The 22,118-nt window shown below is 72.3% G+C and carries 16 protein-coding genes and 1 tRNA gene; 10 read left to right on the forward strand and 7 right to left on the reverse strand.

The window, feature by feature from the left end; translation table 11 throughout:
* Positions 1-12: 12 nt before the first annotated feature.
* Positions 13-1,146 (forward strand): acyl-CoA dehydrogenase family protein, encoded by a 1,134-nt coding sequence (locus ACGFZS_RS09380; protein ID WP_393794603.1) that lies wholly within the window; start codon positions 13-15, stop codon positions 1,144-1,146.
* Positions 1,147-1,243: 97 nt separating this feature from the next.
* On the opposite strand, the gene ACGFZS_RS09385 is transcribed toward ACGFZS_RS09380, so the two are convergent.
* The 5 genes from ACGFZS_RS09385 to ACGFZS_RS09405 all read right to left on the reverse strand — a co-directional run bounded on the left by ACGFZS_RS09385 (position 1,244) and on the right by ACGFZS_RS09405 (position 6,176).
* Positions 1,244-1,573: a rhodanese-like domain-containing protein gene (locus ACGFZS_RS09385; RefSeq protein ID WP_359211640.1), complete on the reverse strand. Its 330-nt coding sequence runs from the start codon at positions 1,571-1,573 to the stop codon at positions 1,244-1,246.
* Between the two features lie 39 nt (positions 1,574-1,612).
* Entirely contained in the window at positions 1,613-2,425 is an 813-nt protein-coding gene (locus tag ACGFZS_RS09390) for a hypothetical protein (protein WP_393794604.1), read from the reverse strand.
* Between the two features lie 101 nt (positions 2,426-2,526).
* On the reverse strand, positions 2,527-3,924 hold the full coding sequence (locus ACGFZS_RS09395; protein ID WP_393794874.1) for a DUF2252 domain-containing protein: 1,398 nt from the start codon (positions 3,922-3,924) through the stop codon (positions 2,527-2,529).
* A gap of 312 nt (positions 3,925-4,236) precedes the next feature.
* Complete coding sequence (locus tag ACGFZS_RS09400; RefSeq protein WP_393794875.1) at positions 4,237-4,920, reverse strand: response regulator transcription factor; 684 nt, start codon at positions 4,918-4,920, stop codon at positions 4,237-4,239.
* The gene (locus ACGFZS_RS09405) at positions 4,920-6,176 is read right to left on the reverse strand and encodes a sensor histidine kinase (protein WP_393794876.1); all 1,257 of its coding nucleotides are present in this window, start codon (positions 6,174-6,176) and stop codon (positions 4,920-4,922) included. The genes ACGFZS_RS09400 and ACGFZS_RS09405 overlap by 1 nt, the downstream gene beginning before the upstream one ends.
* A gap of 220 nt (positions 6,177-6,396) precedes the next feature.
* Here ACGFZS_RS09405 and ACGFZS_RS09410 point away from each other — a divergent pair, with 220 nt between their 5' ends.
* The 3 genes from ACGFZS_RS09410 to ACGFZS_RS09420 all read left to right on the forward strand — a co-directional run bounded on the left by ACGFZS_RS09410 (position 6,397) and on the right by ACGFZS_RS09420 (position 12,244).
* Positions 6,397-7,284, forward strand: coding sequence for an ATP-binding cassette domain-containing protein (locus ACGFZS_RS09410; protein ID WP_393794605.1), 888 nt, complete (start codon positions 6,397-6,399; stop codon positions 7,282-7,284).
* Positions 7,278-9,785 (forward strand): FtsX-like permease family protein, encoded by a 2,508-nt coding sequence (locus ACGFZS_RS09415; protein ID WP_393794606.1) that lies wholly within the window; start codon positions 7,278-7,280, stop codon positions 9,783-9,785. The genes ACGFZS_RS09410 and ACGFZS_RS09415 overlap by 7 nt, the downstream gene beginning before the upstream one ends.
* 191 nt (positions 9,786-9,976) lie before the next feature.
* Positions 9,977-12,244 (forward strand): SpoIIE family protein phosphatase, encoded by a 2,268-nt coding sequence (locus tag ACGFZS_RS09420; RefSeq protein WP_393794607.1) that lies wholly within the window; start codon positions 9,977-9,979, stop codon positions 12,242-12,244.
* 41 nt (positions 12,245-12,285) lie between these two features.
* On the opposite strand, the gene ACGFZS_RS09425 is transcribed toward ACGFZS_RS09420, so the two are convergent.
* Entirely contained in the window at positions 12,286-13,218 is a 933-nt protein-coding gene (locus ACGFZS_RS09425) for an NAD(P)H-binding protein (protein ID WP_393794608.1), read from the reverse strand.
* Positions 13,219-13,420: 202 nt separating this feature from the next.
* Positions 13,421-13,507, reverse strand: a tRNA-Leu gene (locus tag ACGFZS_RS09430).
* Between the two features lie 386 nt (positions 13,508-13,893).
* On the opposite strand from ACGFZS_RS09430, the gene ACGFZS_RS09435 reads away from it, so the two are divergent.
* The 6 genes from ACGFZS_RS09435 (at position 13,894) to pknB (ending at position 22,059) form a co-directional block, all read left to right on the forward strand.
* Positions 13,894-14,769 carry an FhaA domain-containing protein gene (locus tag ACGFZS_RS09435; protein WP_393794609.1) on the forward strand — a complete coding sequence of 292 codons (876 nt, stop codon included), beginning with the start codon at positions 13,894-13,896 and terminating at the stop codon, positions 14,767-14,769.
* A gap of 10 nt (positions 14,770-14,779) precedes the next feature.
* Positions 14,780-15,301, forward strand: a complete 522-nt coding sequence (locus ACGFZS_RS09440; protein WP_046727648.1) for an FHA domain-containing protein — start codon at positions 14,780-14,782, stop codon at positions 15,299-15,301.
* Positions 15,302-15,399: 98 nt separating this feature from the next.
* Positions 15,400-16,959 carry a Stp1/IreP family PP2C-type Ser/Thr phosphatase gene (locus tag ACGFZS_RS09445; RefSeq protein WP_393544826.1) on the forward strand — a complete coding sequence of 520 codons (1,560 nt, stop codon included), beginning with the start codon at positions 15,400-15,402 and terminating at the stop codon, positions 16,957-16,959.
* A 27-nt stretch (positions 16,960-16,986) separates the two neighbouring features.
* Positions 16,987-18,429, forward strand: a complete 1,443-nt coding sequence (locus tag ACGFZS_RS09450; protein ID WP_355712410.1) for an FtsW/RodA/SpoVE family cell cycle protein — start codon at positions 16,987-16,989, stop codon at positions 18,427-18,429.
* On the forward strand, positions 18,426-19,910 hold the full coding sequence (locus ACGFZS_RS09455) for a peptidoglycan D,D-transpeptidase FtsI family protein (protein ID WP_393794610.1): 1,485 nt from the start codon (positions 18,426-18,428) through the stop codon (positions 19,908-19,910). Before ACGFZS_RS09450 ends, ACGFZS_RS09455 begins: the two co-directional genes overlap by 4 nt.
* A gap of 169 nt (positions 19,911-20,079) precedes the next feature.
* Positions 20,080-22,059 (forward strand): Stk1 family PASTA domain-containing Ser/Thr kinase, encoded by a 1,980-nt coding sequence (gene pknB, locus ACGFZS_RS09460; RefSeq protein ID WP_393794611.1) that lies wholly within the window; start codon positions 20,080-20,082, stop codon positions 22,057-22,059.
* Positions 22,060-22,118: the final 59 nt, after the last annotated feature.

Raw genomic sequence — 22,118 nt, forward strand, 5'->3', positions numbered from 1 at the left:
AGGAACAGGACCGTGGACTTCACCTTCAGCGAGGAGCAGTTGGCGGCGGCCGAGGCGGCGCGCGGGGTGTTCGCCGGGGTGGCGCCGGACGCGGTGCCCAGCCCGGCGCTGACCACCGGCGCCGTGGCCGAGGGCTTCGACCGGGAACTGTGGGACCGGCTGGCGGGCGCGGACCTGCTGAGTCTGCTGCCGGCCGAGGAGTACGGCGGGGCCGGCCTGGACGCCGTCGCGCTCTGCCTGGTGCTGCGGGAGTCGGCGAAGGTGCTGGCCCGGGTGCCGCTGCTGGAGACCAGCGCGGCCGTGGCGGCCGTACAGGCCTACGGCGAGAAGGAGTTGAAGGACCGGCTGCTGGTGCGGGCGGGGCGGGGCGAGCTGGTGCTGACCGTCGCCGCGAGCGGGCGCACCGGGCACGACCCGGCCGAACTGGCGGTCACCGCACGGCAGGACGGGCAGACGTGGGTGCTGGACGGGGTGCAGACGGCGGTGCCGTGGGCGTACGACGCCGATCTCGTCCTCGTACCCGCGCACACCGAGGCCGACCGGAGTGTGCTGGCGCTGGTGGCGCCGGGGAGCGAGGGGGTCGCGCTCGCCGGGCAGGTGTCGACCAGCGGGGAACGCCTCGGTGAGCTGCGGCTGGAGTCGGCGAGGGTCGCGGCGCGGGACGTGGTGACGGCGGAGGGGGCCTGGGAGTGGCTGCGGGAGCTGCTCGCGACCGGGACGTGTGCGCTGGCGCTCGGGCTGGGCGAGCGGGTGTTGCGGATGACCAGCGAGTACACCGGGAAGCGGGAGCAGTTCGGGTATCCGGTCGCCACGTTCCAGGCGGTGGCCGTGCAGGCCGCCGACCGGTACATCGACCTGCGGGCCATGGAGGCGACGCTGTGGCAGGCGGCGTGGCGGATCGCGTCGGGGGCGGCGGGGGCGCTGCCGACGGCCGGGGATGTGGCGGTGGCGAAGATCTGGGCGGCGGAGGGGGTGCGGCGGGTGGTGCAGACGGCGCAGCATCTGCACGGGGGGTTCGGGGCCGACACGGAGTATGTGCTGCACCGGTATCACGCCTGGGCGAAGCAGATCGAGCTGGCGCTCGGGGGTGCGGGGGCGTACGAGGAGGCGTTGGGGGATCTGCTCGCCGCGCATCCATTGGGATAAGGGCGATGAGGGACGGGAGCGTGCGGTCGCGCGTTCAGTGCCGGCCGGTGGGGGCTGGCCGCGCAGCTCCCCGCGCCCCTTTCGGGGCGCCGGGGTCTTAGAGGACGAACCCTTCCTCGCCCGCGTCCGTCACGACTGCTCGGCCCGCTGCCTGCCACACCTGCATGCCGCCGTCGACGTTGACGGCGTCGATGCCCTGCTGGACCAGGTACATCGTGACCTGGGCCGAGCGGCCGCCGGAGCGGCAGATGACGTTGACGCGGGCGTCCTGGGGGGCGGCCTCGGTGAACTCGCCGTAGCGGGCCATGAAATCGCTGATCGGGATGTGCAGGGCACCGGCGGCGTGGCCCGCCTGCCACTCGTCGTCCTCGCGGACGTCCAGCAGGAAGTCGCCGTCCTTGAGGTCCGCGACCTCGACCGTGGGCACACGCGCTGCGAAGTTCATGCGTCCGACGCTACCCGACGGCTACTCCTGGGCGAGCAGCGCGGCCAGCTCCGCCTCCCGCTCGGCGACGTCCTTGTGGAGCTTCTCGCCGATCTCGTCGAGGAGGGCGTCGGGGTCGTCGGGGGCGAGCCGGAGCAGACCGGCGATGGGGCCGTTCTCCAGCTCCTTGGCGACCAGGGTGAGGAGTTCCTTGCGCTCGGCGAGCCATTCGAGGCGGGCGTACAGCTCCTCGGCACGGCTCGGCTTGCGCTCGGGCGGGACCGGTCCGGCCGCCCACTCCTCGGCCAGCTCCCGCAGCAGGGTCTCGTCACCGCGGGCGTAGGCCGCGTTGACCCGGCTGAGGAACTCCTCGCGCCGCTGCTGCTCGGCCTCCTCCTGCGCCAGGTCGGGGTGGGCCTTGCGGGCCAGCTCGCGGTAGAGCCGGCGGGCCTCGTCGCTGGGCCGTACCCGCTGCGGGGGCCGCACCTCCTGCTCGGTGAGCATGGCCACGGCCTCCGGGAACAGGCCGTCGCTGTCCATCCAGCCGTGCAGCAGTTCCTCGACGCCGGGGATGGGCATGACCCGGGCCCGGGCCTCCTCGGCGGCGCGGATGTCCTCGGGGTCACCGCTGCGGGCGGCCTTCGCCTCGGCGATCCGCGCGTCCAGCTCCTCAAGACGGAGGTAGACGGGGCCGAGCTTCTGCTCGTGCAGGCGAGAGAAGTTCTCGACCTCGACACGGAAGGTCTCGACCGCGATCTCGTACTCGATCAAGGCCTGCTCGGCGGCCCGTACGGCACGCTCCAGGCGTTCCTCGGGCCGCGGTGCCTGGGACTGCTCAGCTTCCGGGGTCGTCACCCGACCAGACTAGGGGGTGTCGCCGTCCTCGGTGGCCGGGACCCACTCGGTGACCTGGTCCGGGCGGGCCCCGACCAGGTCCTCGGCGCCTGCGACGTACCTCACACCCCGAGCTCGGCCGCGATCCGTCCCGCCCGCACCGCGGTCACCAGCTCCTCGTGGTCCGCCTCGGTGCGGTCGGCGTAGGCCACCGCGAACGCGGCGATCGCCTCGTCCAGCTCCTCGTTCTTGCCGCAGTAGCCGGCGATCAGGCGCGGGTCGGCGCTGTGCGAGTGGGCGCGGGCCAGCAGCGCGCCGGTCATCCGGCCGTAGTCGTCGATCTGGTCGGGGGAGAGCGCGGCCGGGTCGACGCTGCCCTTGCGGTTGCGGAACTGACGGACCTGGAAGGGCCGGCCCTCCACCGTCGTCCAGCCGAGCAGGATGTCGCTGACCACCTGCATCCGCTTCTGGCCGAGGACCACGCGGCGGCCCTCGTGGTCCACGGCCGGCGCGTCGAAGCCGGCCGTCGCCAGGTGCGGGACCAGCGCGGACGTGCGGGCCTCCTTGACCTGGAGGATCAGCGGCTCGCCGCGGTGGTCGAGGAGGAGGACGACGTAGGAGCGGGTGCCGACGCTGCCGGTGCCGACGATCCGGAAGGCGACGTCGTGCGGGGTGTGCCGGGCGAGCAGCGGGTGGCGGTCCTCGGAGAGGGTGGTGACGTAGTGCTCCAGGGCCGCCGTGACCGCCTTCGCCTCCACGTCCGGGACCCGGCGCAGCACCGGCGCCGCGTCGACGAAGCGGCGGCCGCCGTCCTCGGTGGGCTCGGTGGAGCGGGCCGCGAACCGGCCGCTGGTGTTGGCCCGGGCCTTCTCCGAGACCCGGCGCAGGGTGCCGATCATGTCGTGGGCGTCGGAGTGGGAGACCAGTTCCTCGTCCGCGATGGCGTTCCACGCGTCCAGCACCGGGAGCCGGGCCAGCAGCCGCATGGTGCGGCGGTAGGCGCCGGCCGCGTCACCCGCCGCCTTGCGGCACATGTCCTCGTCGGCGCCCGCCTCCCGGCCGGCCAGCACCAGGGAGGCGGCGAGTCGCTTGAGGTCCCACTCCCAGGGGCCCAGCACCGTCTCGTCGAAGTCGTTCAGGTCGATGACCAGGTCGCCGCGCGGGTCGCCGTACAGACCGAAGTTGGCCGCGTGGGCGTCGCCGCATATCTGGGTGGCGATCCTGGTCATCGGGGTGCGGGCCAGGTCGTGCGCCATCAGTCCGGCCGAGCCGCGCAGGAACGCGAAGGGACTGGCCGCCATCCTGCCGACCCGTATCGGGATCAGCTCCGGGATGCGGTCCCGGTTGGACTCCTCGACGGCGCTCACCGCGTCGGGCCGGGAGCCGTCCAGGTCCAGGGCGGCGTGCGCGGTGCGCGGGACCGCCGAACGCAGCGCCTTGCCCTCCTCCTTGGGGGAACCCTGCGGGGGCCACTGCGCGAAGCCCTTCGGCGAGGGCAGCGTGCGCGCCCCGGCCGCCATCGGCTCTTCCCATCCGGTCACGTCGACCGCCTCCCCCGCACTCCGCACAACATCAACTCGTGGAGACGGTACAGGTGGGGGCCGGAACACGTCAGACCCTGTGGACAACTTCGGGGGGATTTGGGGGGGTGGTCGACCGTCGTCGTATGTCTGCGGGTGGGTGGGGGGCTGGTCGCGCAGTTCCCCGCGCCCCCAAGAAAGGTGGGTCCGCTGGTCCCACCTGTTTGGGGGCGCGGGGAACTGCGCGGGCAACCACGACGCACCCGCGGCCGAAACACCACAGCACGCCCCCGCCCCCCAAACCAGGAGACCTCACGCCCGCAGATACGCCAGTACTGCCAGCACCCTGCGATGCGTCTCCTCGGCCGGCGGCAGATCCAGCTTCGCCAGGATCGCCCCGATGTGTTTGCCGACCGCCGCCTCGGAGACCACCAGTTCCCGCGCGATCGCCCCGTTCGACTTCCCCTCGGCGACCAGCGCCAGCACCTCCCGCTCGCGCGGCGACAACCGTTCCAGCGGATCCCGTCGCCGGCGCAGCAGTTGTCGTACGACCTCGGGATCGACCACCGTCCCCCCGTCGGCCACCTCACCCAACGCCCCGACGAACTCGGCCACCTGCCCCACCCGGTCCTTGAGCAGGTAGCCGACGCCCGTGCCGTCCCCGGAGTCGAGGAGGTCGGCCGCGTAACTGCGCTGGACGTACTGGCTGAGGACGAGGATCGGCAGCGTCGGCCGCGCCGCGCGCAACCGCACCGCGGCGCGCAGGCCCTCGTCCTGGAAGCCGGGCGGCATCCGCACGTCCGTCACGACGACGTCGGGCGCGTGCTCCTCGACCGCGGCGACCAGCGCCTCCGCGTCGCCGACGGCCGCGGCCACCTCGTGCCCGAACCGGCCCAGCAGCCCGACGATCCCCTCGCGCAGCAGCACGCTGTCCTCGGCCAGGACCACGCGCAGCGCCCGGCCGGTCGGCGAAGACGAAGCCGAAGCCGAAGACATCAGGGACTGGTCGGACCGCACGGCAACTCCACACGCAGCAGGGTCGGTCCGCCCGGCGGACTGGACAGGGAGAGTCTCCCATCGAGCACCGACACCCGGTCCGCGAGCCCGGTCAGCCCGCTGCCCGCCGTGGCGTCCGCGCCGCCCCGCCCGTCGTCGCGCACCTCCAGGAACAGCCGGCCGTCCCGGTGCCCGCCGGTCACCTCGGCACGGCCCGCGCCACTGTGCCGGTCGACGTTGGCGAGCGCCTCGCGCACCACGAAGTACGCGGCCGCCTCCACGGACCGCGGCAGCCGCGCCGGAAGCCGGAAGGAGACGTCCACGGGAACGGCCGTGCGGTCCGCCGCGTCGGCCACGGCGGCGGCCAGACCGTGGTCGGCGAGCACCCGGGGATGGATGCCGTGGACGATCTCGCGCAGTTCGGCGAGCGCCTCCCCCGCCTCCCGCTGGGCCTTGGCGAGCTGGTCGGCGAACGGGCCCGGCGGGGCGTCCAGAAGAGCCAGGCCCAGCGTCATCGACAGGGCAACCAGGCGCTGTTGTGCCCCGTCGTGCAGATCGCGCTCGATTCGCCGCCGCTCCGCCTCGAACGCGTCCACCAACCGCGCCCGGGACCGCGCCAGTTCGACCACCCGTGCCCCCAACTCGGCCTCGCGCGGCGCGATCAGCAGCCGGGTCAGCCCGGCCCGCGCTCCGGCCGCCACGCCCAGCGCGTAACCCCCGAGGGCCAGCAGCATGAGCCCGGCCAGCGCGACCCCGAGGGCGGCCGGCCAGCCGGTGACCGTCCACACCTTCAGCACCTTCGTCTCCCGGCCGTCGCCCGCCGTGGCCAGCAGCAGCGGGGCGGCGGCCATCGACAGCGGGCAGACCAGGGCGAGGAGCACGGCAAGGGCGTCCACCGGCCAGAGCAGGCCCGCGAACAGCAGCGCGTGACCGAGTTCGCGCCAGGTCGCGCGCTCCCGCAGCCGGGTCGTGAGCCACGCGCGCAGTCCGGGCGCGGAGGGGCGCGCGTGCGGGTCGTACAGCCGCTCCCGGTCGACCAGCCGCAGCCGGTGCCGTTCGAGCCAGGCCACCGGAAGGCCCGCGAGCGCCGTCAGGAGCAGCAGCGGCAGCCCTACGAGGACGACGGCGAGCACCCCGCCGACCGTGACGGCGGCGGCCAGCCCCACGAGGAGTACGGCACCGGTCACCGCCCCCGTCAGCAGGTAGCCGGCGGCCCGCCACGGCCACGGGGAGAGCAGGAAGCCGGGCCCGGCCATGGCCTGCCAGACGCTGCGGGGAGGGGGCTGCATGCCGGCCACGGTAGGCGGCGGGCCCGCGCCCCGGCCATCCGTCCAGCGCCCGCACCGGGGGTATGCCTGGCCCTACCCCAGGTCTCGGTCCTGCCGCACTGCGCCACCCATGCCCCGGACGGTTTCGTGGAGCCCTCGCCCACATCACCGACAACCGCCGACCACCAGGGAAACGAGGCCAGGTTCCATGTCCGCCCTCAGACTGCGCTCCGTCAGCAGACGGCACGGCTCCGGAGCCGGCGCCGTCACCGCCCTCGACCAGGTCTCCCTGGACTTCCCCGAGGGCACCTTCACCTCCGTCATGGGCCCGTCCGGCTCCGGCAAGTCGACCCTCCTGCAGTGCGCCGCCGGGCTCGACCGGCCCACCTCCGGGTCGGTCCGGCTGGCCGGGACCGAGCTGACCGGGCTGAGCGAGACGAGGCTGACGCTGCTGCGCCGGGAGCGCGTCGGGTTCGTCTTCCAGGCGTACAACCTGCTGCCCGCGCTCACCGCCGAGCAGAACGTGGCGCTCCCGCTGCGGCTGGCGGGCAGGCGGGTGCCGAGGTCCCGGGTCCGCGAGGTGCTCGGCCAGGTCGGTCTCGCCGACCGCGCCCGGCACCGGCCGGCCGAGCTGTCCGGCGGTCAGCAGCAGCGGGTGGCGCTGGCCCGCGCCCTGATCACCCGCCCCGAGGTGCTGTTCGGCGACGAACCGACCGGCGCCCTGGACTCCCGGACCGGCCGCGAGGTGCTCACGCTGCTGCGGAACATGGTCGACGGCGAGGGCCGGACCACCGTCATGGTCACCCACGACCCGGTCGCCGCCTCCTACGCCGACCGCGTGGTCTTCCTCGTCGACGGCCGGGTCGACGGCGAACTCACCGGCGCACACCCCGACGCCATCGCCACCGCCATGACCAGCCTGGAAACCGCACCCGAGCCCGAGCCGGAGGCCCGGCCCAAACCGAAAGCCACCCCCGAGCCGAAAGCCCAGCCCAAGCCCAAGCCCAAGGCCACGCCCAAGCCCAAAGCCACGCCCAAGCCCAAAGCCGCCCCCGAGCCCCAGGTCACCCCCGAGCCCCAGGTCCGCCCATGCTGAGCGTCGCGCTGCGCACTCTCCGCGCCCGCTGGACCGGCTTCGTCGGCAGCTTCGTCGCGCTCGCGCTCGGCGTCGCCCTGCTCACCGTGATGGGCCTGGCGCTCGCCGCCACGCTGGACGCTCCGGACCGCGCCCCGGAGCGGTTCGCCGCCGCTCCCCTCGTCGTCAGGGGCGCCGACACCCTGCGGGTCGCCACCCCGATCGGCGACCGCACCCAGCCGCTGGCCGAACCGCGCGCCCTGCCCGCCACCACCGTCGCCGAGTTGAGGAGGCTCGGCCGGGTCACCCCCGACCGCTCCTTCGCCGTACGGGTGCCGGGCGGGCCCGGTGATCTGGTCGGTCACCCCTGGTCGGTGGCGGCGTTCGCGCCGTACGAGATCGTCTCGGGGCGGGCGCCCCGTACCGCCGACGAGGTCGTCGTCAGTGGGAGTTGGACACGGCCCGGCCGGCGGCTGGGCACGGACCGGGGCAGCGTCACGGTCGTCGGCACCGTCACCGACCGCGGCTTCGAGCACGCCGTCTTCTACACCGACGCCCGGGCCGCCCGGCTGGCGCCCCGAAGCACCCAGCTGGTGGTCGACGCGGACGTGACGGCCGTACGGAGCGCGGTGCGGGACGTCCCGGGCGTACGGGTCCTCACCGGGGACGGCCGCCGCTACGCCGATCCGGACCCCGACCGCGACCGGGCCGCGCTGACCGCGCTGAACGCCCTGTTCGGCACGGCCGGCGGGGTCACCGGGTTCGTGTCGGTGTTCGTGGTGGCGTCGACGTTCGCCTTCGCGGTCGCCCAGCGCCGCCGTGAGTTCGGCCTGCTGCGCACCGCCGGGGCGACGCCCGGGCAGCTGCGCCGGACGGTGCTCGCCGAGGCCCTGCTGGTCGGGGTGGTCGCCTCGGCGGCGGGCTGCGTGCTCGGCGGGTACGGCGCCCCCGTCCTCGTCCGCCGGACGGTGGACAGCGGTCTCGCCCCGGCCTGGTTCCGGATCCCCGGCCACGCCCGGCCGCACGAGTGGCCGTCCACGTGGCCGTCCACGTGGCCGTCCGCATGGACGCATGCCTGGCCGCATGCCTGGCCGTACTGCGCGGCCTTCGCGACCGGGCTGCTGGTCGCCCTGTGCGGGGCGCTCGCCGCGTCCTGGCGGGCGGGCCGGATTGGGCCGATGGCGGCGCTGCGCGAGGCGGACGTGGACAACCGGCCCATGACCCGGTCCCGTTGGGCGTTCGGCACCGGTCTGCTGCTGACCGCGGCCGTCCTGCTGTTCCTGGGCACGCCCGGCGACCTGTTGCACCGCAAGACCTATGTGACCCGGCCCATGCTCCTGATCACCGGGGTCGCGCTGCTCGCGCCCGTCGTGGTCCGCCCGCTGACCCGGCTGCTCACCTGGGCCCCGGCCCGGCTCCCGGGCGCCGGCGGCCTGCTGGTGCGGGAGCACGCGGCGGCCGCGGTCCGTCGTACGGCGGCCGTCGCGGCACCCGTGCTGGTCACCGTCGCCCTCACCGGCTCGCTGCTCGGCACCACCGCGACCCTGAACGCGGCGCGGGCCGCCGAGGTCCGCGACCGCACCGCCGCCGACTTCGTCGTCACGCCCCCGGGCGGGGACGGGTTCGACGCGGAGACGGTGCGGGCGCTGCGCGCGGTGCCCGGTGCCGAGGTGTCCGCGAGCGCGGGGAGCGCCGTGTACGTCCTGGAGGACGGGGTCGCCCTGATCAGGTCCGGGGCCAGGGCCGCCGATCCCGCCGCGCTGGCCGCCACCGCCCGCCTCCCGCTCGCCGCCGGCCGGACCGCCGACCTCGACGACGGCTCGATCATCGTCAACGAGGAGTGGGCGCGGCACACCGTGGGCGAGCGGGTGCGGGTGTGGCTGGGCGACGGCACCGAGCGGACCCTGCGCATCGCCGCCGTGCTGCGGACCGGCACCGGCGACAACGGGGTGTACGTCACCCCGGCCAACGCGGCCGGCGCGGCCGTCGACCGGGTCGACGTGGCCCTGCGGGACGGCGCGGACCCGGCCGCGGTGGCCGCCGGGCTGCGCGCGGCGCTCGGCGAGCGGGGCGGCCGGGTCCGTACCGCGGACCGGTGGATCGCGGCGGTCTCTCCGGGGACCGACCGCACCACCCGCCTCGGCTTCCTCCTCGTCCTCGGCATCGCGCTCCTCTACACCGGGATCTCCCTGGTCAACACGATGGTGATGGCCACCGCAGACCGGACCCGCGAACTGGCCCTGCTCCGGCTGGCCGGCGCCACCCGCGGGCAGGCACTGCGGCTGGTCGGCGCCGAGGCCCTCACGGTCGTCGCGGTGGGGGCGCTGCTGGGCCTGCTGGTCGCCGGCCTGGACCTGGCGGGCATCGCGGCGGCGCTGCGCCTGCAGTCGGCGCCGGCGCCGGTCAGGCTCCCCTGGCCGGCCCTCGGCGCGGCCGTCACCGCCTGCGCGCTCCTCGCCGTGACCGCGGCGGTCGTCCCGGCCGCCCGCACCCTGCGACACAGCACACCGGCCCCCGGCTGACCCGCCCCGGTCACCTCCTCCTGTCACCTCGGTTCCTGTCACTCCTGTTCCTGTCACTTCCGTTCCTTCTGTTGCCGACGCCGCCGACCGGGAGCGCACTATAGGGAGGAATAAGGAGGAAGCGGACACGACCGTGGATGGTCGCCGGAGGGCTCCTGTCCGGGGACGTGGCCCCTGTGGAGGTGTTTGCCATGCCCAGCGACGGCGCGTTCATGCTGGTCGGCGACAACGGGCGGGTGGTCGAGTGGTCCGCCTCGGCCGAGGAGGCCTTCGGCTGGTCGCGGCAGGAGGCCGTGGGCAGGCACATCGGCGAGCTGGTACGCGAGGGCGACGGCGCGGCCGGGATGGCGGCGCTCCGCGCGTCGGCGGTCGGTCTGGCCGTACGGCCGGTGCTCACCGATTCGGCGCTGGTGTGGGAGGTGCACGCGGCGGACGGCATCGACTGCGGGTGGACCCCGGCCGTCCTGGAGGCCCTGGCCGGCTGCTCGCCGATGATCTTCCACGTCCTCGACCGGGAACTGCGCATCGTCCGCACGAGCGGCGCGTGCGGACGGGAGCGGGAGCGTCCGGACGCCCTGCTCGGCGGGCTGTTCCCGGACGCCTACGATCTCGCCGCCCCCGAGGAGGAGGACGCGGTCGCCCGCCGGGTCCTGGCGACCGGGCGACCGGCTCTGGACCGCATCGTGCGGACCCGGCCGCCCGGCGGTTCCGGGCCTCGGCACTACTCCGTCTCCTACATCCGCCTGGAGGACGCCCGCCGGGACGTCATGGGGCTGATCGTCCTCGCCCTCGACGTCACCGACCGCATGCAGGCCATGCAGCGCCTGGAGATCCTGGAGGCGGTGCGCGGCAGCGTCGGCGAGCACCTGGACGTGATCGCCGTGTGCGAGGCGCTGATCGACGCGGTCGTGCCGGCGTTCTGCGGGATCGCGGTGGTCGAGGTGATCGAGGACGTCGTACGGGGCGACACCCCGCCCCTGGCGCCGGTCGACGGCGATGTGCCGCTGCTGCGCGCCGCCTTCCGCGGGGTGGTGTCGGCCCATCCCGTGGGCGGGGTGAGCCGGCTGCCCGACGGGACTCCGTTCGCGCGGGTGCTGGCCGATCTGCGGCCGAGGCTCGTCCCCGTGGACCACGACAGCCCCTGGATGTCGGCCGACCCGGCGCGCGCGGCGGCCATCGAGCAGTCGGCCGTGCACTCCCTGATCGTCGCCCCGCTCGCGCTGCGCGGTCGGGCGATGGGCGTGGTGAGTTTCTACCGGCACGGCACGGAGGAGCGCTTCGAGGAGCGGGACATCGCGCTCACGGCGGACGTGTGCGCGCACGCCGCGCTGTGCCTCGACAACGCACGGCGTTTCACGCGGGAGCGCACCATCGCCGCCACCATGAAGCGCCGGCTGCTGCCGCAGCAGCCCCGGGCGACCTCGGCGGTCGACCTCGCGCGTCTGCACATCCCCGGGCCCGGCGGGGGCGGCGCGTGGTCCGACGTCATCGAGCTGGCCGGCGCCCGGACCGCCCTGGTCCTCGGCGACGTCGCCGGGCGGGGGGTCGCCACGGCCACCACCATGGGCCAACTGCGCACCGTGATCCAGTCCTTGGCCGCCCTGGACCTGGAACCGGACGAGATGATGGCCCGGCTGAGCGACACCGCCGCCCGCCTCGCGGCCGAACGCGCCGCCCTCCCGGCCGGCGACAGCCTGCACGCCGAGCCGCTCACCGCCGGCTGTCTGATCGCGGTGTACGACGCGCTGGAGCAGCGCTGCACGATCGTGCGGGCCGGACTGTCGGACCCGTACGCGGTCTATCCGGGCGGCCGGGCGGCCGTGGTGGCCGTCCCGGAGGGCCCGGTCCTCGCCGGCGGCGGGCACGCCCCGTTCCCCGCGACCACGGTCGAGCTCCCCGAGGGCAGCGTTCTCGCGCTCGGCAACGAGGACCTGCTGGCGCCGTCCGGGCAGGTGCGCTCGCTGCTCACCGAAGCGGCGCCGGACCAGTCCCTGGACCAGGTGTGCGACTCGATCGCGTACGCGCTGCGGGACCGCCGCGAGACGGAGAAGATCCTGCTGCTGGCCAGGGCCAAGGCGTTCCCCGCCGACCGGGTGCTGGTACTGCCGCTGCCCGCGGAGAGCCGGGCGGCCCCGCTCGCCCGCGCCGCCACCCGCCGGCAGCTCGCGGCCTGGGACATCGGGGAGGAGGACGCCTTCACCGCGGAGCTCATCGTCAGCGAACTCGTCGGGAACGCGATCCGCCACGGCGCCCCGCCGCTGCGGCTGCGTCTCGTCCTGGACCGCCATCTGACCTGCGAGGTCAGCGACGCGGCCGAGTGCGCCCCGCACCTCAAGCACGCGCGCACCATCGACGAGGACGGCCGCGGCCTCTTCATCATCGCCAGCCTCGCCGACGCCTGGGGCACCCGCTACAACGGCGACGGCAAGACGGTCTGGGCCCAGCGATGCCCCAGCTGACCCCTTGGCCGCCCGCAGGTATGTCCGGACGGCCGGCGTCTTCAGCGGGTGAACAGCCCGGGGTTCTCGCGGACGAAGTCGGCGACTCCCGTGGCGGGCCGCCCAGTGATCTCCGCCATGCCGTCCGCCCGGCGGTCGTAGCGGCCGGCCGCGTGCAGGCGGGCCATGGTGGAGATGTGCTGGAGGACGTGGTCCGGCAGTCCCAGCGCCCCGAGATCGTCGTCGAGCCATTCCCGCAACGGGACGTCGGTGTGGCCGACCGTGCGGTGCAGGGCACCGGAGATCTCCGCGGCCAGAGCGGCGGCGTCCTGTGACCGGGGGCCAGTCAGCTCATAGGTGTGGCCGATGTGCCCGGCCGGATCGGCCAGGATCTCCTCGACGGCCGCGGCGACGTCACCGGCCGCGATCGGGGAGGTCCTCGCCGTGCCGAAGGGCCACCTGAGGGTGCTGTCCTCGGCGATCGAGGAGAACACGGCCCGGAAGAGCGGGTTCTCCAGGAAGACGGTGGGCCTGACCTCGACCACGGGCAGGCCCGACCAGTCGAGAACCTGCTCGACCAGCCACTGCTGACGGTGCTGATGCGACTCGGAGCCGCGGGTGGCGTCCATCTCGGAGACGGTCAGCTGCGACATGTTCACGAACACCTCCAGCCCTCCGTAGGCGCGCGCGACCGTCGCCGTGGTCACGGCGGCCGGCAGATAGTCCGCCGAGACGGCCATGCCGAAGTACATCCGCCCGCAGCCGTCGAGGGCGTCGGCGACGTCTCGGGCCCGCGTCAGGTCTCCGACCACGACGTCGGCGCCCGTCGCGCGCAGCGCCCGGGCCCGGTCGTCGTCCCGGTGCACCAGGGCACGGACCGGCAGGCCCCGGCGCCGCAGGCCTTGGACCACGGTCCTGCCGACGGCCCCGACGCTGCCCGCGGCACCGGTCACCAGCACGGGCCGCAGGCCTGCTTCCGGGTTGTACTCGTCCATGGGGGCAGCCTGCGATCCGCCCGGCCGGGCCGCAACCGGGGGTGACGTCCGGCCCCGGCGGCCTGGCACCGGGACAGGCCTCACACCCGTGAGATAGCTCACGGGCCAGGGCGGCCATCAGCCCCGACCGGGCTGTGCGTTCTCTCACACCCCCGGCCACGACGAAGAAGCCCCCCAGGTCCAGGACCTGAGGGGCTTCCAGTGGTGCGCGAGGGGGGAGTTGAACCCCCACGCCCTTGCGGGCACTGGAACCTGAATCCAGCGCGTCTGCCTATTCCGCCACCCGCGCATTGGGTGTGTCTTCCGGTTCCCGGCCCGTTGTTTCCTTCGGGCTGGCCCCTTCCGACATCCAGAACACTAGCACGTGGGGCAGGGTGGGTTCACATCACTTATGCCTGGGCAGCGCTCACCTGACGCCCGCGTACCGAGCAGTCGGCGTTCACGTATCAACCTCGTACCGGTCCAGCCCATCTCTCCAGGAGACGGATCGGGTCCACAGTCAGGTGCGGGACACTGGTCGTGCCCCACCTCTACGATCCATGGCAAGAGGAGCCCGCCGAGGAGTTCGAAGGAGGGCCGCTCGGGGAACCGGCTGATTGCCGGACGCGTAGATACGATCAGTGAGCGGTGACGGAAGCAGCCGCAGTACGGGCAAGGCGACAGAGGAGGTGCCCTGTGGGAGTCCTGAAGAAGTTCGAGCAGCGTCTCGAAGGTCTGGTCAACGGCACCTTCGCGAAGGTGTTCAAGTCCGAGGTCCAGCCCGTGGAGATCGCCGGAGCGCTGCAGCGCGAGTGCGACAACAACGCGACCATCTGGAACCGGGACCGGACCGTCGTACCCAATGACTTCATCGTGGAGCTGAGCGCCCCCGACTTCGAGCGGCTCAGCCCCTACTCCGGGCAGCTCGGCGACGAGCTCGCCGGGATGGTCCGCGACTACGCCAAGCAGCAGCGCTACACCTTCATGGGCCCGATCAAGGTCAACCTGGAGAAGGCCGACGACCTCGACACCGGCCTGTACCGGGTGCGCAGCCGCACGCTCGCCTCCTCCAGCAGCCAGCAGGCCCCGGAGCGCGCCCCCGCGGGCGGCGCCCCGCAGCGCCCCGGCGGCTACGGCCACCCGCAGGCCGGCGGCGCCGCGGCCCCGCCGATGCCGAGCGCACCGCCGCCCGGCGCCCCGCAGCGCCCCGGCGGCTACGGCTACCCGCAGCCCGCGGGCCAGCGGCCCGCCGGTCCCTCCGGGCCGGTCGGCGCCTCGGCGCCCGGCTCCCGTACCCGCTACTGGATCGAGATCAACGGCGCCCGCCATCAGATCTCCCGCGCGACGCTCGTGCTGGGCCGCAGCACCGAGGCCGACGTGCGGATCGACGACCCCGGCGTCTCCCGCCGGCACTGCGAGATCCGGACCGGAACGCCCTCGACGATCCAGGATCTCGGATCCACCAACGGCATCGTGGTGGACGGGCAGCACACCACCCGCGCTACGCTCCGCGACGGCTCGCGGATCGTCGTGGGCAGCACCACCATCATTTACCGGCAAGCCGAAGGGTGAAGCGGGGGCAATGTCAGAGCTGACCCTCACGGTCATGCGGCTGGGTTTCCTGGCCGTACTGTGGCTGTTCGTGATCGTGGCCGTGCAGGTCATCCGCAGCGACCTGTTCGGTACGCGCGTCACCCAGCGCGGATCGCGTAGGGAAGAAGGACGCCGGCAGCAGCCGGCCGCCCGGCAGCAGGCCGCGCCCCCGCAGCAGCGCGGCCAGCAGCCCGCGAGCGGCGGCCGGCGGCGCAACGCCCCCAGCAAGCTGGTCGTGAGCGAGGGAACCCTGACGGGGACGACGGTCGCGCTCCAGGGCCAGACCATCACCCTGGGCCGCGCCCACGACTCCACGATCGTGCTGGACGACGACTACGCCTCCAGCCGCCATGCCAGGATCTACCCGGACCGCGACGGCCAGTGGATCGTCGAGGACCTCGGGTCGACGAACGGCACGTACCTGGACCGGTCCCGGCTGACGACTCCCACACCGATCCCGCTGGGCGCACCGATCCGCATCGGCAAAACCGTCATCGAGCTGCGGAAGTAGTGCTACATCATGAGTAGGCGCGAGCGGAGCGAGCACGCGGCGGCGGACCGGACGCCGGTCCTTCGCGCGCTCCCGACCGGAGGGTGGGCACCGTGCGGATGTACCCGGAGCCGACGGGCGAGGTGCGCATGAGTCTGTCACTGCGCTTCGCCGCCGGATCGCACAAAGGCATGATCCGGGAGGGCAACGAGGACTCCGGTTACGCCGGTCCCCGCCTGCTCGCCATCGCCGACGGCATGGGCGGCCAGGCCGCCGGCGAGGTCGCCTCCTCCGAGGTGATCTCCACGCTGGTCACGCTCGACGACGACGTGCCGGGCTCGGACATCCTCACCTCCCTCGGCCACGCCGTGCAGCGGGCCAACGACCAGCTGCGCGCCATGGTCGAGGAGGACCCGCAGCTGGAGGGCATGGGGACCACCCTCACCGCCCTGCTGTGGACCGGCCAGCGCCTCGGCCTGGTGCACGTCGGCGACTCCCGCGCGTACCTGCTCCGTGACGGCGTGCTCACCCAGATCACCCAGGACCACACCTGGGTGCAGCGGCTCGTCGACGAGGGCCGGATCACCGAAGAGGAAGCCACCACCCACCCGCAGCGCTCCCTGCTGATGCGCGCGCTGGGCAGCGGCGAACACGTCGAGCCCGATCTCTCCATCCGCGAGGTCCGCGCCGGCGACCGCTACCTGATCTGCTCCGACGGCCTCTCCGGGGTGGTCTCCCACCAGACCCTGGAGGAGACCCTCGCCAGCTACCAGGGCCCGCAGGAGACCGTGCAGGAGCTGATCCAGCTCGCGCTGCGCGGCGGCGGCCCCGACAACATCACGGTCATCATCGCGGACGTCCTCGACCTGGACACCGGCGACACCCTCGCGGGGCAGCTCTCCGACACCCCGGTCGTGGTCGGCGCCGTCGCGGAGAACCAGCAGCACCTGCACGACAACGGCTTCATGCAGACCCCGGCCGGCCGGGCCGCCAACCTCGGCCGCCAGGGGCACGGCGGAGGCGGCGAGTTCGGCCCGCCCGGCTCCGGCGACACCACCGGGTACGTCCCGGCGGGCAGCTTCGGCGACTACACCGACGACGACTTCGTGAAGCCCCGCACGGGCCGGAAGTGGCTGAAGAGATCCTTCTTCGGCGTGCTCGCCCTCGCCGTCATCGGCGGGGGCCTGTACGGCGGCTGGCGCTGGACGCAGACGCAGTACTACGTCGGCGCCAACGGCGAGCACATCGCGCTGTACCAGGGCATCAGTCAGGACCTGGCCTGGGTGTCGCTGTCGAAGGTGGAGAAGGACCACCCCGAGATCGAACTCAAGTACCTGCCGCCGTACCAGCAGAAGCAGGTCAAGGCCACCATCGCCGAGGGTGGTCTCACCGACGCCCAGTCGAAGGTCCAGGAACTGGCCGTGCAGGCGTCCGCCTGCAAGAAGGAGTCGGAGCGCACCGCCGCCGAGTCCAAGACCAACTCCAAGACCGGCCAGGGCGAGGCCGGCGGCACCACGGGAACCACCAAGACCTCTCTCACGTCCAAGGCCTCGCCAAGCCCTTCGAACTCGGCGTCCTCCACGGCGTCACCGTCCCCGTCCCCCTCAGCGACCCCCAGCCCCGGCCCCACCCTCTCGGAGGATGAGCAGAAGGTCGTCTCGCTGTGCGGTAAGCAGTAGGCAAGCCGTGAGAGGCCCTGTCACACCATGAGCAGCACTACCAACAGTTCGACACACCACACGTCCACGATCGGTGCCATCGGCGCACCCAGCCGCCGCAACACCGAGCTGGCGCTCCTGGTGTTCGCCGTCGTCATCCCGGTGTTCGCCTACGCCAACGTGGGCCTGGCCATCGACGACAAGATCCCGGCGGGTCTGCTCAGCTACGGCCTGGGCCTCGGCCTGATGGCCGGCGTCGCCCATCTCGCCGTGCGGAAGTTCGCCGCGTACGCCGATCCGCTGCTGCTGCCCCTGGCCACGCTGCTCAACGGCCTGGGACTGGTGGTCATCTGGCGGCTCGACCAGTCGAAGCTGCTGCAGTCGCTGCCCAACTACTTCCAGGCCGCGCCCCGCCAGCTGCTCTACACCGCGCTGGGCATCGCCCTGTTCGTCGTCGTACTGATCTTCCTCAAGGACCACCGCGTCCTGCAGCGCTACACCTACATCTCGATGTTCGGCGCGCTGGTACTGCTCGTCCTGCCGCTCGTGCCCGGCCTCGGCGCCAACATCTACGGCGCCAAGATCTGGATCCGGGTGCCGGGACTCGGCTCCCTGCAGCCCGGTGAGTTCGCGAAGATCGCCCTGGCGATCTTCTTCGCCGGCTACCTCATGGTGAAGCGCGACGCCCTGGCGCTGGCCAGCCGCCGCTTCATCGGCCTGTACCTGCCGCGCGGCCGCGACCTCGGACCCATCCTGGTCGTCTGGCTGATGTCGATCCTCATCCTGGTCTTCGAGACCGACCTCGGTACCTCGCTGCTGTTCTTCGGAATGTTCGTCATCATGCTGTACGTCGCCACCGAGCGGACCAGCTGGATCGTCTTCGGTCTGCTGATGTCCGCGGCCGGCGCCGTCGGCGTGGCCAGCTTCGAACCGCACGTCCAGCAGCGCGTCCAGGCCTGGCTCGACCCGATGAAGGAGTACACGCTCAGCCAGCAGGGCGTGGCCGGCCACTCCGAGCAGTCGATGCAGGCGCTGTGGGCCTTCGGCTCCGGCGGCACCCTCGGCACCGGCCTCGGCCAGGGCCACTCCGACCTCATCCGGTTCGCCGCCAACTCCGACTTCATCCTCGCCACCTTCGGCGAGGAGATGGGCCTCGCCGGCATCATGGCGATCCTGCTGATCTACGGCCTGATCGTGGAGCGCGGTGTCCGTACCGCCCTCGCCGCCCGCGACCCCTTCGGCAAGCTGCTCGCCATCGGCCTGTCCGGGGCCTTCGCCCTGCAGGTCTTCGTCGTCGCCGGCGGTGTCATGGGGCTCATCCCGCTGACCGGTATGACCATGCCGTTCATGGCCTACGGCGGTTCCTCCGTACTCGCCAACTGGGCGCTGATCGGCATCCTCATCAGAATCAGCGACACCGCACGCCGCCCGGCGCCCGCCCCCGCCGGCAACCCCGACGCCGAGATGACCCAGGTGGTCCGCCCGTCATGAACAAGCCCCTGCGCCGGATCGCGCTCTTCTGCGGACTGCTGGTCCTCACCCTGCTGCTGCGGGACAACTGGCTCCAGTACGTCAAGGCCGACACCCTGAAGACGGACCCGAAGAACCGCCGCGTCACCATCGCCCGCTACTCCACCCCGCGCGGCGACATCATCGTCGACGGCAACCCGATCACCGGGTCCACGGCGTCCGGCTCCTCAGGACTCAACGACCTGAAGTACAAGCGCACGTACAAGAACGGCCCCATGTGGGCCCCCGTCACCGGCTACGCCTCCCAGGCCTTCGGCTCCAACCAGCTGGAGTCCCTGGAGGACGGCATCCTCACCGGCGACGACGACCGGCTCTTCTTCCGCAACACCCTGGACATGATCACGGGCAAGCAGAAGCAGGGCGGCAACGTCGTCACCACCCTGAACGCGGCCGCCCAGAGCGCCGCCTACAACGGGCTGAAGAAGCAGGGCGGCAAGGGCGCCGTCGTCGCCCTGGACCCCTCCACCGGCAAGATCCTGGCCCTCGCCTCCTACCCGTCGTACGACCCCTCGGTCTTCGCGGGCAACTCCAACACCGACGCGGCGGCCTGGAAGAAGCTGCAGAAGAAGTACGACCCGAACGACCCGATGCTGAACCGGGCACTGCGCGAGACCTACCCGCCGGGCTCCACCTTCAAGGTGGTCACCGCCGCGGCCGCGCTGCAGAACGGGCTGTACACCTCCGCGGACGAGGCCACCAAGTCGCCGCTGCCCTACGTCATGCCGGGCACCACCACCGAGCTGAAGAACGAGGGCAGCATCCCCTGCAAGAACGCGACCATGCGGATCGCGCTGCGGTACTCCTGCAACACCGTCTTCGGCAAGATCGGCGCCGACCTCGGCAACGACAAGATGCTCGCCGAGGCCAAGAAGTTCGGCTTCGACGAGGAGCAGTTCACCCCGGTCCGCTCCAGCGCCTCGGTCTTCTCCGACAACATGAACCAGTCGCAGACCGCGCTGTCCTCGATCGGCCAGTTCAACACCGCCGCGACCCCGCTGCAGATGGCCATGGTCGCCTCCGCGGTCGCCAACGACGGCAAGCTGATGAAGCCGTACATGATCGATAAGCTCCAGTCGTCGAGCGTGGACACCATCTCGCAGACCGAGCCCGAGGAGCTGAGCCAGCCGCTCTCCTCCGACAACGCCCAGATCCTCCAGTCGATGATGGAGACGGTCGTCAAGCAGGGCACGGGTACCAACGCGCAGATCAACGGCGTCACCGTCGGTGGCAAGACCGGTACCGCCCAGCACGGCGTGGAGAACAGCGAGAACCCGTACGCGTGGTTCATCTCGTACGCCAAGCTCCCCGACGGCAGCAAGCCCGTCGCCGTCGCCGTGGTGATCGAGGACGATCAGGCCAACCGTGACGACATCTCCGGCGGCGGCCTCGCGGCCCCGATCGCGAAGAGCGTGATGGAGGCGGTCATCGACTCCAAGAAGTGAGCCCGATCACGTTCCCTTCACATCGGTGCACGTTGCGATACCGGTCCTGTATCGGGTTACGGGCTTGGCCAGGTCACACAAACACAGCCGGGTACGGTAGGCCCGGACGGCAGCCTCCGGCCACACACCCGTGGCGGCCGGGACCGACGGAGAGGGCTGGTAGGTAGCTATGGAAGAGCCGCGTCGCCTCGGCGGCCGGTACGAGCTGGGCCACGTGCTCGGCCGTGGTGGCATGGCGGAGGTCTACTTCGCGCATGACACGCGGCTCGGTCGAGCGGTGGCCGTGAAGACGCTCCGCGTGGACCTCGCGCGTGATCCGTCCTTCCAGGCCCGGTTCCGCCGGGAGGCTCAGTCGGCCGCCTCGCTCAACCACCCCGCGATTGTCGCGGTCTACGACACGGGCGAGGATTACATCGACGGGGTCTCGATCCCGTACATCGTCATGGAGTACGTGGAGGGCTCGACCCTGCGCGAGCTGCTCCACTCCGGACGCAAGCTCCTGCCCGAGCGCGCGATGGAAATGACCATCGGCATCCTCCAGGGCCTGGAGTACGCGCACCGCAGCGGCATCGTCCACCGGGACATCAAGCCGGCGAACGTCATGCTGACGCGCAACGGCCAGGTCAAGGTGATGGACTTCGGCATCGCCCGCGCCATGGGCGACTCCGGCATGACGATGACCCAGACGGCGGCCGTGATCGGCACCGCCCAGTACCTGTCTCCCGAGCAGGCGAAGGGCGAGCAGGTCGACGCCCGCTCGGACCTCTACTCGACCGGCTGCCTCCTCTACGAGCTGCTGACGGTACGACCGCCCTTCGTGGGCGACTCCCCGGTGGCCGTCGCCTACCAGCACGTCCGCGAGGAACCGCAGCCCCCGTCGGTGTTCGACCCCGAGATCACCCCGGAGATGGACGCGATCGTCCTCCGGGCGCTGGTCAAGGACCCGAACTACCGCTACCAGTCGGCGGACGAGATGCGCGCCGACATCGAGGCCTGCCTCGACGGCCAGCCCGTCGCGGCCACCGCGGCCATGGGCTCGGTCGGCTACGGCTACCCGGACGACCAGGCGACCACCGCACTGCGCGCCGACGCCGGCGCGACCACCATGCTGCCGCCCATGAACCCGGACGACGGCGGCTACGGCTACGACGACCGCCCCGACCGCCGCCGCCAGCAGAAGAAGAACAACACCTCCACGATCCTCCTGATCGTCGCGGGCGTCCTGGTCCTGGTCGGCGCCATCCTGATCGGCAAGTGGGCCTTCGGGGGCGGCGGGGCCGGGAACGACACGGTCCAGATGCCGAACTTCGTCGGACAGACCCAGAAGACCGCCAAACAGATGGCCGTCAACAGCGACCTCAAACTGGCGTTCACGCAGAAGACCTGCGACGACCAGCCCAAGGGCAGTATCTGCTCACAGGACCCGACCGCCGACACCGAGGTCAAGAAGCAATCCACCGTCAATCTCGTCGTCTCGACGGGTGCGCCGAAGGTCACCGTCGACAACGTCGTGGGCAAGGACGTCGACGAGGCCTCCACGCAGCTGGAGAACAAGGGCTTCAAGGTCAAGATCAAGCAGACCGTGGTCAACCAGACCCCGGGCACGGTCCTGAGCCAGAACCCCGACGGCGGCAGCGAGGTGGAGAAGGGCTCGACCATCACCCTCGAGGTCGCCAAGGCCGAGGAGAAGTCCACGGTCCCCGACGTCAGCGGCAAGACCTGTGACGAGGCCAAGGCGCAGATGACGGCCAACAACCTCACCGGCAACTGCTCCGAGGTGGAGACCGACGACACCAACCTGGTCGGCAAGGTCGTCTCGACCGACCCGCAGGCCGGCACCCAGGTCGACAAGGACTCCACGGTCAACATCCAGATCGGCAAGGCCAAGCAGCAGACGGCCGTGCCGAGCGTGGTCACCCAGACCCTGAAGCAGGCCAGGCAGACCCTGCAGGCATCCGGCTTCACCAACATCCAGGTGAACGGCGACTCCAGCGACGACGCGATCGTCGCCAGCCAGGACCCGCAGGCCAACACCGGCGTCACCGACCCCGGCAGCACGACGATCACCCTCACCACCGTGAGCGTCGGCAACGGCAACAACGGCGGGAACAACGGCGGTACCAACTTCTTCGGCGGTACCGGCGGCTGAACACCGCACCGGACGGAAAACGTCCCGGCGTCCTCGTGGAGGACGCCGGGACGTTGTTC

Origin of the sequence: Streptomyces sp. NPDC048288, from assembly GCF_043201555.1 — a bacterium.
Classification (GTDB): domain Bacteria; phylum Actinomycetota; class Actinomycetes; order Streptomycetales; family Streptomycetaceae; genus Streptomyces.

Excerpts from the sequence above, each read along its gene's own strand:
- ACGFZS_RS09395 (WP_393794874.1), bottom strand. The coding sequence starts at position 3,924 with ATGGCGGCCGGGGCGCGCACGCTGCCCTCGCCGAAGGGCTTCGCGCAG.
- ACGFZS_RS09400 (WP_393794875.1), bottom strand. The coding sequence starts at position 4,920 with ATGTCTTCGGCTTCGGCTTCGTCTTCGCCGACCGGCCGGGCGCTGCGC.
- ACGFZS_RS09405 (WP_393794876.1), bottom strand. The coding sequence starts at position 6,176 with ATGGCCGGGCCCGGCTTCCTGCTCTCCCCGTGGCCGTGGCGGGCCGCC.
- ACGFZS_RS09410 (WP_393794605.1), top strand. The coding sequence starts at position 6,397 with ATGTCCGCCCTCAGACTGCGCTCCGTCAGCAGACGGCACGGCTCCGGA.
- ACGFZS_RS09415 (WP_393794606.1), top strand. The coding sequence starts at position 7,278 with ATGCTGAGCGTCGCGCTGCGCACTCTCCGCGCCCGCTGGACCGGCTTC.
- ACGFZS_RS09420 (WP_393794607.1), top strand. The coding sequence starts at position 9,977 with ATGCCCAGCGACGGCGCGTTCATGCTGGTCGGCGACAACGGGCGGGTG.
- ACGFZS_RS09425 (WP_393794608.1), bottom strand. The coding sequence starts at position 13,218 with ATGGACGAGTACAACCCGGAAGCAGGCCTGCGGCCCGTGCTGGTGACC.
- ACGFZS_RS09440 (WP_046727648.1), top strand. The coding sequence starts at position 14,780 with ATGTCAGAGCTGACCCTCACGGTCATGCGGCTGGGTTTCCTGGCCGTA.
- ACGFZS_RS09445 (WP_393544826.1), top strand. The coding sequence starts at position 15,400 with ATGTACCCGGAGCCGACGGGCGAGGTGCGCATGAGTCTGTCACTGCGC.
- ACGFZS_RS09450 (WP_355712410.1), top strand. The coding sequence starts at position 16,987 with ATGAGCAGCACTACCAACAGTTCGACACACCACACGTCCACGATCGGT.
- ACGFZS_RS09455 (WP_393794610.1), top strand. The coding sequence starts at position 18,426 with ATGAACAAGCCCCTGCGCCGGATCGCGCTCTTCTGCGGACTGCTGGTC.
- pknB (WP_393794611.1), top strand. The coding sequence starts at position 20,080 with ATGGAAGAGCCGCGTCGCCTCGGCGGCCGGTACGAGCTGGGCCACGTG.